Below are 11,760 nucleotides of genomic sequence, written 5' to 3' on the forward strand. Positions count from 1 at the left end.
GGCAAAACCTCAGTCCAAAAAGCAGAAGTTGAGATCGGCATTACTGTATACCTTGTTCGCATTGGTCGTGGTCTTTGGTGTTGATTATTGGCGTACAAAAGACGTTCCAATGCAGAACGTTCCGCCAATGGTTGGGATGTCGTTATCCGGTAAACCGATAGATGTAATAGAGATGAGTAAGAAAGAGCCGGTATTAGTTTATTTTTGGACGACATGGTGCGTCGCCTGCAAATTTGTGACGCCAGTGGTTGATTGGTTTTCATCGAGCTATCCCGTCGTTGGTGTATCACTGACTTCGGGTAAAGATGAAAGAGTTCAACGCTATATGAATGCTAAAGGGTATAGCTACGACAACATTAATGACACTCAAGGTAAAATTGCACGCGATTGGGGAATCTCCTTAACGCCAACACTCATTGTTATTAATGATGGAAAAGTAACAAGTGTTACTTCAGGAATTACTACGCCAATAGGTATCGCAGCCCGACTTTGGTTAGCTAAGTATTAATGGGAAAAATATGAAATTCATTACAAAAAGCATCATCACACTATTGGTTACTCTGGCTTTCTCACCCGTCACTTTCGCAATGACAAAACAAGAAAAAATTGCCGAGATAACGCAAATGCTAGAAACGAACGAAGGTATTATCGATTCAGTTCACGACAGTCTAGCTGCTTACATAGATCAACAAAGTAGCTTTGATAAAACGTTAGTTGAGAGTCATGACTTTATTTATAACAACCCACATCACCCTTGGTATGGTTCCGAACATCCAAAACTGACGATCGTAAATATGACTGATTTTAGTTGCCCGTGGTGTAAAAAATTAGACCCTGTTCTTCGAAAAATAGCGGATGAGTTCCCTAATGACATCAAGGTGATAAATATTTATATCCCTCTAAAGGAGAGAGATTCGCCATTGAACTCAGCAACTTTTGGACTCAATGTCTGGAACAATGACAAAGAAAAATACAAAGCAGTTGAAGAGATGTTGATCAGTAAGCCTGGTATTCACAACGTTCGTTCGATAATGAAAGTAGCGAAGAAGAACAAAGCCACCGATTATGTTTCTTCAGACAGTGAAATAGCGATTGAAGTTGCTGAAAACTATAACTTATTTACGAGGCTGGGTGTTCGGGGTACACCAGCGATGCTAATTGATGGAACATTGCTCCCCGGCTACTTGCCATACGAAAAACTATATCCAATAGTAAAGGCTAAGCTAGAAGAGAAAAGTAAATAGAATAAATTTACGATAACTTAATTATTATCTTTGATGGATAAAAAGCCCTATTGATTAGGGCTTTCTATCATTTAAATATTAATTGTAAAAGTAGATTACAAATTAATAAACAATATACAACGCAGCTAGTCCAAATATGCCTAGAAAACTCAGAACACCACATGTCGAGTACAACAACAGTCTCATTGTTAATTCCTGATTACAAAAAATTATTAATAGTATTTACTTTTATAAATTGTCTTATGTGCAATTTAAGGGCGTGGGGTTGACAAGGTTATATTAAAATAGCACCTCCAGATAAATTATCACTTAACATTTAGTTAGAGTTTTCCATACTTAAATAATTCCCTTTACTCTGTGTTTTTTACGAAGTAATTAGAGGTTGCTTATTTTTAATTTTTACAGGTTGATATTCCATTTTGTTTCTTGTGTGGTTGTTATTTGGGTGGGTAATACGTGAATGTAAATTGATTCATAGAGTGGGAATTAACTCGAGAAACGGAAACTAACTCGTAGAATGGAAGTTAATTTCTCTAATCTGGGTGATCAAGTTATCCTCGATGAGGACTGATACGCTCTCGATTAAGTTGTTATCAACACCGTTAAATACGTTCACGTTAGTGATTAGCTTTTTCATAGTCTGCACCTTTTGGAAATGAGTGTGTGTCGCTGATGGAGTCATCATATGGGGACAGCATTTGAAGAATGGCCATTTGGTGACAGTGATGAATTGGGTGTGTTTTTGCTATTGCTATTGCTATAAGAGAAGGAAGGGGGATTTCTGTCGAATCATTAATTTGAATAATGATTATTGGTGGTGTCACAAAATGGTAAGTTTTGCTCCTTTTCGAGCGCTAAGATGTATTTCAAATCAAGGCGACTTATCAAATTAGAGAGAGACAGAATGACTAAATCAGACAAAGTTTACGGGTTCAACACACCACAACGTCTATTTGTAGGTTACACGTTAGCTGTGCTGGTGGACTTAGTGGTACTTAATTTTTTCGATGAGTACTGGGACTTCGTCAACATTGAGTCTTTCACTATTTCTTTGATAGCAGCGTTATTACTGCAGTTATTGTTGAAGCTCTCTATTGGCTTAGAACACAAGATTGCTGAGCACTTCAAAAGTAAACCGGGTACCGGGCCTAAGGTTTATCGCGCCATCACTACTTACATCATCTTGGTGGGTTCAAAGTTCGTGATGCTAGAAGCGATTAACTTATTGTTCGGCGAGAAGGTGAGCTTTACAGGCCCTTGGAATGGTGTAGTGGCGTTCTTCGCCGTGGTATTTACGATTCTCATTGCTGAAGTAATTGTATCGAAGATCTACTTTGCGCTTGATGATAAACAAGAATCAAACTTGAAAGAAAAGACAGCTTAAGCATAAGTAGAGTTAAACATAGGGGAGTTCGGAATGAACCCTCAATTGAAAAGGGTTGGCATGTTTGCCAACCCTTTTTGTCTTTTAGCTATCCCACACTTTAGAGTAAGCGACTAATTCAGCTTATGCAGACCGATTAATTAGTACTTAACTTGGTAGTTCAGAGTGTAAGTACGGCCGCGGCCTTTGTAGTCATACGCTGCTGAGTCGTAATGAGACGAGTAAAGGATTTGAGCACGTTGACCCCAAACAGTGGTGTAGTCTTTGTTCAGTAAGTTTTGAATACCAAAACCTAGACTACCGACAGGAAGCTGATACGTACTCACTAGATCAAACACGGTGTAGCCATCAAGTTTGTTTTTGTCGTCTTCGTAATCAAACATAGTTTGGCTTTGTACTTTTACAGATAGGTCTGTGTCATACCAACCTGCCCAAGCACTTGCTTTAGAAGTACTTGCACTTCCTGCAGATACATCTTTCCAACCGTCGTTACCTTTCACTTCAGAGGTGACGTAGTGACCAGAAGCGCCCAGTTGAATGTTGTCATGTACCCAGTAAGAAGCCATCGCCTCTAGCCCGTACACTCGCTTTTTGTCATTGATGTTTTCAATCAGCAATGTCTTTCTGTTGTACTTCACTGATTTGTCAGATTGTGAGTAATAAGCCGCGGTTTGCAAGCTTAGCTCGCCAGTATCAAGGCGGTAACCTAACTCGAAACTGTTGGTTTTGATACCAGACATTTTTGAGTCATTAACGTTGATGCTGTCGTTGAGTTTCCAGTGATCACCAACGAGCTTGTAGCTGCCTTGTCCGTAGTATTTAGCTGGGTCTGCAAGGTCGAAACCTTGCGAGAAGTTTGCCCAAACTTGAGACTCGTTATTAAGGTGGTAGATCGTACCTAGGTTAAATAAGCCAACACCGTAATCAGTTTCACCACCTGGTACTGCGTCTGCTGTTTTGCCTTTACCAGCAGCAATTTTCTTCTGCTGGCTGTAGCCGACAAAATCATCAATCTTGTTAGAGATGTATTGGTAGCGGAATCCACCTTCCACCGTCCAATCATCGGTGATCGCATAGTCAGATTGTATAAAGCCTGCGATAGAGCTGACTTTAACACCTGCATAGCGACCCACTTGTGCATAGGTCTTGTTGACTAAGTTGCCTGAATTGTTCGCAATGGTGCGATCGTAAAGCGCTTGATTGCTATCAAGCTGATCTTGATACGCATCGATACCATAAACAATATTGAACTTATTGAAGCTCTTAGCCAGTGCTGTTTTTAATGAAATAACATCGGTAATTTGTTGACCAGAAGATTGGAAGTAAGGCGTGTAAGTTTGGTCTTCTTTACGGTATGAAGCTTCAGCAATAAACTGATGCCCAAGGAATTGATCATCGACGTAAGAGGCACTCAGCATGATGCGCTCAGTTCCGTGTTCGCGATCCGAGTAAAACCCTTTACGTACGTCAACAAAATCGCGCCCGGTGATGTATAGACCGTAAGGAGAGTTTTGCTGGCTATCGTAATATTGTGCTAGGAAGTTGAGCTTTTTGGTCTCAGACAGGTTCACGCCGACAGTTGTCAGGAAATCTACCGTCTTGTTGAACTGCAGTGAGCCTTGTGAAATGTCAGGAGTAACAATATCGCCATCTGCATCGAATACACCTTGTGTCTCGGTGTAAACCACAGAAGAGCGAGCTTGAACTTTGTCGTTACCGCCAGAGATAGATTGACCGACTTTGTAATCGAAATCTTCACCTGAATTAAAGCCCGATGAGCCACCGACATAAGATTCGAATTCTAACTCTTCACCTTGTGCTTTTTTGGTGATGATGTTGATGACACCACCAGAAGCACCGGCACCGTAGATAGATGTTGCACCCGATAACACTTCGATGCGATCAATGTTAAATGGGTCGATTGAATCTAAGTGGCGGCTGATTTGGCGAGAGGATTGCAGTGATACGCCATCGATCATAACGAGCATCTTACGGCCACGTAGATTCTGACCATAGTTAGTACGAGCGCCGCTGCTTACATCTAAAGAGGGAATGCTCGCCGATAGAATTTCACCTAATGATTTACCGCCACGGTATTCCTGTTCGATTTTATCTGCGTCGATGTACCAAACTGTTCCCGGAATATCGCTGATCGCTTTAGGCGTTCGGCTTGCGACAACCACCATGTTTTCTTCGGTTGTGTATTCTTGTGCTTGGGCTGTAAACACTGTGCTTGCTGCGACAATCGCTAGCGTAACGGTGGAAAGCTTGAAACTTCCTTTTTCGGTTTTCATTTTGTTCTCAATCTTGATCAATAAAAGGCTGCACAAAGACTCATATTTGTGCGATGACTTTGTTTTTTATAAGTAAACAAGCGTTCATCTTTACTGGTTAGTAATAAATGAAGCCTCCTAAATTAGAAAAGAGGTTAACGTGGTCACTTACTTATGGCCCCAAACATACTCATCTCGATATCTTTCAAGCTTGTATACGTTCGCATTCACGCCACCTAAGCGGTTACTACTTCTATAGTTAAAGTACGAAGTATTATCGTTAAGTTTATCAATTCTAAATAAGAATCATTATTATTGTGTTTTTGTTGCAAAAATACAATATGAAAATGCAATTTTATTTTATAGATTTGGAAACACTTGTTTGCCGAGGGGGTTAGTCACTCGGGCGGAACAGAGCCAGTGCCTTGTTCCGCAAGTGTTTAAGCGGGTGTGAACCATATAATTCAGAAGGTGTGAAAGTGCAGGTATTAGGGCCTGTTGATCTTTTGAACAAAATTTAACAACGAAAGGTAAACAGGCCTCGTGTGTTCATGAAGTCAGAATGGCATTTTCGATGGTAGAAGGACACGATAAGGGCAGCCATGATTTGACTGCTCACGTAGTTAACTGTTTTTTGCAATGATACTGTTGATTAAACTTTCTCGCTGCTCCATAGAGACCGTCATTACGTCGTTGTAGGTGCGTTTCATGACTCGAATGTCATTTTCCAGTAGCTGAGCTAATTTTGTCGAGGCCGTTTGGTTGTCACCTTCGAGCACCAATTCGATGATCTCTAGGCGACGCTGGCACGATTTAGTGACCGAAGATTGAATGTGCATCGAGACGAGATCGGTCGCTTTACGTAGGCGATTATGTTGTTGCATGGTGCTCAATAAGAAGCGATTTCCTGAACATGCGGCAAGTTGCTCGTGAAACTCGGCACTGAGGCTAAAGAGTTGACTGGCGTTGACTGATTCTGGGGCGTTAATCGCTTGAGCATGGCGATCTCGGCAGCTTTCAATTGCACTGTTATCAAGTGTCCATGTTGGTTCGAGTAGGCCTGCAGGCTCGAAAATGAGTCGACAGCGATAACTTTCGGTGTGTCTTTCTAAGGTGTTCAACACACCATCAAGCTGCCATTTGTATCCTGGACTGCGACGAAAAATACCATCGCTTTCTAACAGGCGCAGTACGCTTTGCATCTCACCACGATTGGCATCATAACGTTGTTGCAGGTCTTTCTCGGAAAACGACTGACCTAACTCACTAAAAAATAAATCCATGAGTACGCGCAGGTATAATTGTTCTTGGCGAGGTTCTTGGTCGTTGTCTTGGCCTGAAATTTCGATATCTGCCGCATCGGTTTGTAATACAGACCCTTTATAAGGGACGACTTTAGTGATGCCTTGCGCTGACAAGTGTTTTAGCACCGCTCGAATAGGGCTTCTTGATACTTCGAATTGCTGCGCCAAAGATGATTCATTTAGGCTGCTTCCCGCTTTCGCGTTGTCGGCTTTTAGCCTCGCGATGACCTTGAATAACAAATTTTGTTGGAGCTTTGTAATTGTCGTTATGTCCATGACGCTCAGAGTATGTGTTTAATCTTGATTCCATGGTAAACACAAAAAGGCTTAAATACCATAAATTGTGTTTTTGTAACCAAAAGACAATGTTAATCGACCTGTTGCAATGGATAGATTGGTTGGTAATTTAGCGGTTGATTGGGAATTGATCGGTTATTGATAGCTTTGTTGGCAAGTGTGTCAATGAGTAAGAAGAGAGCCCGCTTAAAGCCTCGACTTCAAATAGAGGCTTCAAATAGAGGCTTCAAACGGGGCTTTAAGCGGAGAAAGTGATTTCTCGTGTGTGCTTATTTTCTCATTAGATAGAGGAAGTAGCCGCCACCAATCAGAGAGGCTAATAGACCTGCCGGGAACTGCCAAGGGAACCATAGCGTACGACCAATCCAGTCTGCAGCCACCATGATGATAGCGCCTAATAATGCTGCTGTGAGCATTTGAGGAATCGCGCGATATTGGTGAAGCGAACGCGCCATGTGTGGCGCCAATAATCCAATGAAACTTAATGGCCCAATGACGATGGTGCACAGAGTTGTTAGTGCCGCGACTAGCAAAAGCAAAGCCAATCGAACAGCGGTTGTGTTCATACCTAGGCTGCTTGTGGTGACGTCGCCTAAGTTAATCAGCTCTATCCAGCGATTCAAAGACAGCGCCACTGCACTGATGATGGCAACCCCAACGGCGAGCAAAATGACATCTTGATTAGCGACTAAATAAGTCGAGCCTGAAAGCCAAGTGAGGAGCGCGGTTGCATTCTCATTACCCGAGCTCATTGTGATGCGCAATAGAGCGTCGAGCCCTGCACTTAGCGCGATGCCTGTTAACAAGGTTTGCGTTGGGGCGAAATTGTGTTTTCTTCCCATTAACCAAACCACGGCAGTCACTGAAGTTGCACCGAGTGTACCAAGCAGCATTTGCTCTTCTCGGCCGACTGCAGTGCCAAATAGTGTGCCGAGCACTAACGCCAGAGCAGCCCCTGAGCTGATCCCCAATACTTCGGGGCTCGCCATTGGGTTGTTTGAGATGCGTTGAATAATCGTGCCTGCAAACGCAAGCCCGATCCCTGCCAATAGCGCGACTAATACACGTGGTAGACGCAGATCGAATAGCGATGAGTTGAGTTCAAGATTCCAACCAAACTGGTTTTTACCTACTGTAAGAGCAAGAACACACATTACCGTCAATAGCACTGACATCGCGGCCAGTACTTTACGCGTACTGACGAATTTGTAGTGCTCAATGGTTTCACTGCGGTTTTTGAGATCGGACTGCAGCTTGGTACGTTGCAGTAACCACAATAAGAAAGGAGCACCCAGTAGCGCCGTCATTGCGCCGGTAGGGAGCAGTTCGCCACCGAAGCCAGAGAAGGGCTGAATCACTAAATCCACAATCAATAGAATGAAGCTGCCTACCAACCCACTGACCAGAATCTGTTTCGCGAGTGCTCTTACACCGATAAGCCTAGCGATAGCAGGAGCCACAATGCCAACGAATCCGATTAAGCCTACTTCACTGACTACGGCTGCAGTAATAAAAATCGCCAACGATAAGCAAAGCAATTTGATTTGTTTGATGTTTACACCAAGTGAAGTAGCGACATTATCACCAAATTGCAGCGCTGATAATGGACGCTGTAAAACCAGTAATAACAGCGTCGGGATCGAGACTAAAGGTATGAGAACCTGCACGCTCGACCAATCATTCTGATTCAGTACACCGGCACCCCAAACAAAAATACTGGTAAGCCGTTGTTCATGCAGCATGAGCAACATGGTGTTGAGTGAGCCTAAAAATAGGCTGACCACCATACCGGCTAACACCATGTGTAATGGTGAAAAGCCTCGTGCAGAACTTAAGGTAAAAACTAAGCCTGTTGCAAGGCAGCCCCCGATGAAAGCGGGAATAAACCCTGGGATAGCTAGGTTAGCAGGAATTAAAAGGATCCCTAATACCATGCCGAGTTCTGCGCCCGCAGCAACACCCAATGTGGTAGGTGAGGCAATGGGATTACGCAGTACAAATTGCATCACACACCCAGCGACTGCCAGTGCAAAACCACAAATGAGAGCGACGGTAAGCCTAGGTAAATAGGTGAGGTGAGTAATCAGATGCTGATAATTTGAAGAATCAAAGTGAAACAGCGTATCCCAAATCAAGCCAACCCCTTGCGAGTAAGGAGCGGTAATTTGCAGTAGCGAGCTGATCAACAAAACAGCAGCGAGAGGTAGTGCCGCTGCCTTGATATTGAATCGCCCTGTGACGGTTTTTTCGATCTTTACGGTAGCCATTATTTTTGGATAAGAAGTTCGGTAATGTGGTCACTAAACCTTTGAGCAGCGATTAGCCCACCGAAGGTCCAGATGGTAGGAAGTTCGTAAACGGAGTCTGTACGTGTAAACGCCATCGCTTGCCAAAGAGGGGATTGAGTCAGTTTCTTATGCTCTTCTTCCGTTAGCGGGCCAAAGATCATCACATTCGTCTGTTGGTGTTCAGCGAGCCTTTCAGTACCTGTAGTGGTAAAACCCCAGAGGTTTGTCTGCTCTTGCCAGTCGTTTTTAAGGCCCATGCTGCTTATGGTGGCTTGCGCTAATGAACCTTGGCTATGAATGCGTAAGGTTTTGTCGTTGATAAAGCGTGCAAAAATCAGTGGTTTGTCTGAGTTGCCTGCGGCACGTATTTTTTCACCATTATCGCTTAATCTCTTGTTTGTCTCATCAATCACTTGTTGGGCGCGTTGTGCTTTGTTAAATAGCTTGCCTAAAGAGAGGGTAACCGAAGTTGCGGATTCAAGAGGTTGTTTCTTTTTGCTGTAGACACTGTAAACCAAGACAGGTGCGATTTTATTGAGCTGGTGGTAGGCCGCCGCCATATGCTCGCTGATTAAAATGACGTCAGGTTTGAGTTCTGTTAGTAGCTCTAGGTTTGGTTCTCTTCGAGATCCCACATCTGTCACGTCTGCATTTAACGCAGGTTTTACCACCCATTGCTGATAACCTTGTGCGTCTGCCACACCTTGCAACTCAACGCCTAGGCTTAATACGGTTTCGGTGAGTGCCCAATCTAAAGCCACCACTTTTTTAGGTGTAGCATCGAAAGAGACACTGCCCATTTCATGTTTGATTTCTAGTGCGTGAACGCTCTCTAGAGCAAGGGCGTTGAAAGCTAATACTGTGAACAGCATGGTGATGAACTTTTTCACAACAGGTTCCTTTTGATTTAAGGGATGTAGCTGATAGGTTGCCCTGTCTCAGGGTGTTTAAAGAGCGCAAGCTCCATTCCGTAGATTTGCATTAGTGTTTCTGGCGTCATCAAATCTTTAGGCGAACCGGAAGCAATCACTTTCCCAGAATGAAGCGCAATCAAATGATCACTGAATTTGGCGGCCATGTTGACATCATGAAGCACCATGATCACGGTTAAGCCGAGTGACTGATTAAGCTCTCTGATCAAAGCGAGCAATTCATGCTGGTGCGCGACATCGAGTGCTGAGGTTGGTTCATCAAGCAAAATACATTGGCTTTGCTGAGCAAGTAGCATGGCGACCCAAGCTCTTTGTCTTTCTCCGCCGGAAAGTGTTGCGACAAATCGGTCAGAAAAGGCATTAAGGCCAACTTTCTCAATCGCTTCGTCTACGATGGCATAATCATCTTTGCTGTAACGTCCAAATGCGCCTTTCCATGGATAACGGCCAAAGCAAACCAGTTCACGAACGGTCACGCCATCAGTAATCGGTGGGTGCTGCGGCAGGTAGGCGACTTGGTGTGCAAATTCAAGGTTACTGTATGAGGCGAGTGGTTGCTCATTGAAGAAAACGTCACCTTCTGTTGGCGTATTTTGTCGACTTAACAGTTTAATGAGTGTCGATTTGCCACATCCATTATGACCAAGCAAGGTGGTGATCTTCTTTGGTTCAAAGGTCAAAGTCGTTGGCGAAAGGATTTTCTTACCGTCGATTTCGAACGAGGCATTGGTAAGTGTGTACATAATGCAATATGAAGTTGAGTTATGGGCTGCTAGCCGCTAATGTAACACAGTGAAATCAAAATGATAATTATTCGCTAAATCAATCTGTTTATCATTGTAATGTGCTCGTGCCCACTACGAACCTACCAACCTTATCTAGCGCCTTCGAGTTTATGTCTGTGATACAAAATAAAAAATTTCAACTATTGGCTATTGGTCTTGCTTCGGCTCTTATGGGAATTGGGCAAAACGGCTTACTCGTTTCCCTGCCTTTTCTTGTGGAACAGTCTTCATTTAGCTTGCCTACGTGGTCGATTCTTATCGCAATAGGAAGCATATTATTTCTGCCATCTGCGCCTTTTTGGGGAAGGCAGAGCGACAAATATGGACCTAAACAAGTCGTCATTCAGGCATTGGTAGGCATGGCCGTCAGCTTTGCTTTTTTGTTTTTTTTTGCGATGAATAGTGACCAAGAAAAGGCGCTAGTGTTTTGTTTGATCGGACTGGTGGTGGCGCGAATAATTTATGGTTGTACGGTGTCTGGAATGGTGCCCGCGAGTCAACATTGGGCGATATTGTTGTGTGGTGAGAGAAACCGTTTACAGGCTATTACTTCGGTGAGTCTTGGCCTAAGTGTTGGTCGATTAATTGGGCCTTTGGTCTCCATTTTAGCGTTAAAGTTATCGCCTTTTGCTCCCCTGATCGTGATGATCTTTTTGCCGTGTGTTGCTTTACTTGTCACGATGTTGTTACCAACCCCTAAAGAAGAAACTCGGAAGGCAGAAGGAATAGGGCAAGCACCTTGGTTACCGAATAAAACATTACTGCCTTTTTTATCTTGCGGGATGTTGTTGTGTGCCGCAGTCGCGTTGTTGCAATACAGTTTTTCTCCACTGATCTATTCGATCACCCGTTGGCCTACCGATCAAATAAGTGACACGATCGGGATTCTTTTGACTATCAGTGCTGCCTGTACTTTTGCTACTCAACTCTTGGTTATCAAAAAAGAAAAGCTGACACCGTTTGTTATGTACCGTTGGGGGGCATTGGGTTTGCTTGTCGGCTTTGGAGTGTTCTTGATTCCCAGTATGTGGGCGTTAGCTGTGGCGATGGTACTGACAGCGATTGGCGCAGCGTTGCTTGTTCCTGCTTACACGTTGTTTGCCACTGAAAAGCAAAGTGGTACACCGGGCGCAGCCGCAGGGTACATCGCTATGTCTCATACTCTAGGCTATGGCGTCGCTTCATTACTTGCGTTTACTTCAACCTTGAACCCTCAGTATCCCATCTACTTATGTGGGCTATTTTCTCTACCT

10 protein-coding genes are annotated in these 11,760 nt (G+C 43.7%); 4 read left to right on the plus strand and 6 right to left on the minus strand.

Annotated features, from left to right (window positions below; genetic code table 11):
* The coding region (locus tag AB4653_RS00960; protein ID WP_372103106.1) for a protein disulfide oxidoreductase at positions 1-508 on the plus strand (508 nt) is incomplete at its 5' end.
* A gap of 10 nt (positions 509-518) precedes the next feature.
* Entirely contained in the window at positions 519-1,244 is a 726-nt protein-coding gene (locus tag AB4653_RS00965; protein WP_009847198.1) for a DsbA family protein, read from the plus strand.
* 505 nt (positions 1,245-1,749) lie between these two features.
* Here the strand turns inward: AB4653_RS00965 and AB4653_RS00970 are convergent.
* Positions 1,750-1,881 (minus strand): hypothetical protein, encoded by a 132-nt coding sequence (locus AB4653_RS00970; protein WP_017100407.1) that lies wholly within the window; start codon positions 1,879-1,881, stop codon positions 1,750-1,752.
* Between the two features lie 267 nt (positions 1,882-2,148).
* Between AB4653_RS00970 and AB4653_RS00975 the strand changes: the two genes are divergently transcribed.
* Positions 2,149-2,628: a hypothetical protein gene (locus AB4653_RS00975; RefSeq protein WP_009847195.1), complete on the plus strand. Its 480-nt coding sequence runs from the start codon at positions 2,149-2,151 to the stop codon at positions 2,626-2,628.
* A 140-nt stretch (positions 2,629-2,768) separates the two neighbouring features.
* On the opposite strand, the gene AB4653_RS00980 is transcribed toward AB4653_RS00975, so the two are convergent.
* The 5 genes from AB4653_RS00980 to AB4653_RS01000 form a co-directional block, all read right to left on the minus strand.
* Positions 2,769-4,922, minus strand: coding sequence for a TonB-dependent receptor (locus tag AB4653_RS00980; protein ID WP_102249532.1), 2,154 nt, complete (start codon positions 4,920-4,922; stop codon positions 2,769-2,771).
* A gap of 602 nt (positions 4,923-5,524) precedes the next feature.
* Positions 5,525-6,481 (minus strand): GntR family transcriptional regulator, encoded by a 957-nt coding sequence (locus tag AB4653_RS00985; RefSeq protein ID WP_102257811.1) that lies wholly within the window; start codon positions 6,479-6,481, stop codon positions 5,525-5,527.
* Positions 6,482-6,771: 290 nt separating this feature from the next.
* Complete coding sequence (gene fhuB / locus AB4653_RS00990) at positions 6,772-8,769, minus strand: Fe(3+)-hydroxamate ABC transporter permease FhuB (RefSeq protein WP_102257812.1); 1,998 nt, start codon at positions 8,767-8,769, stop codon at positions 6,772-6,774.
* Positions 8,769-9,680: an iron-siderophore ABC transporter substrate-binding protein gene (locus AB4653_RS00995; RefSeq protein ID WP_017096909.1), complete on the minus strand. Its 912-nt coding sequence runs from the start codon at positions 9,678-9,680 to the stop codon at positions 8,769-8,771. Before AB4653_RS00995 ends, fhuB begins: the two co-directional genes overlap by 1 nt.
* 17 nt (positions 9,681-9,697) lie before the next feature.
* The gene (locus AB4653_RS01000; protein ID WP_017104133.1) at positions 9,698-10,465 is read right to left on the minus strand and encodes an ABC transporter ATP-binding protein; all 768 of its coding nucleotides are present in this window, start codon (positions 10,463-10,465) and stop codon (positions 9,698-9,700) included.
* A 152-nt stretch (positions 10,466-10,617) separates the two neighbouring features.
* On the opposite strand from AB4653_RS01000, the gene AB4653_RS01005 reads away from it, so the two are divergent.
* The coding region (locus AB4653_RS01005) for an MFS transporter (protein ID WP_372103109.1) at positions 10,618-11,760 on the plus strand (1,143 nt) is incomplete at its 3' end.

Origin of the sequence: Vibrio sp. 10N.222.48.A3 (genome assembly GCF_041475345.1) — a bacterium.
GTDB classification, from domain to species: domain Bacteria; phylum Pseudomonadota; class Gammaproteobacteria; order Enterobacterales; family Vibrionaceae; genus Vibrio; species Vibrio tasmaniensis_A.

What these genes read in the sequence shown, in the direction of transcription:
- AB4653_RS00980 (WP_102249532.1), bottom strand. Translation starts at nt 4,922, where the DNA reads ATGAAAACCGAAAAAGGAAGTTTCAAGCTTTCCACCGTTACGCTAGCG.
- AB4653_RS01000 (WP_017104133.1), bottom strand. Translation starts at nt 10,465, where the DNA reads ATGTACACACTTACCAATGCCTCGTTCGAAATCGACGGTAAGAAAATC.
- fhuB (WP_102257812.1), bottom strand. Translation starts at nt 8,769, where the DNA reads ATGGCTACCGTAAAGATCGAAAAAACCGTCACAGGGCGATTCAATATC.
- AB4653_RS00965 (WP_009847198.1), top strand. Translation starts at nt 519, where the DNA reads ATGAAATTCATTACAAAAAGCATCATCACACTATTGGTTACTCTGGCT.
- AB4653_RS00970 (WP_017100407.1), bottom strand. Translation starts at nt 1,881, where the DNA reads ATGAAAAAGCTAATCACTAACGTGAACGTATTTAACGGTGTTGATAAC.
- AB4653_RS00975 (WP_009847195.1), top strand. Translation starts at nt 2,149, where the DNA reads ATGACTAAATCAGACAAAGTTTACGGGTTCAACACACCACAACGTCTA.
- AB4653_RS00985 (WP_102257811.1), bottom strand. Translation starts at nt 6,481, where the DNA reads ATGGACATAACGACAATTACAAAGCTCCAACAAAATTTGTTATTCAAG.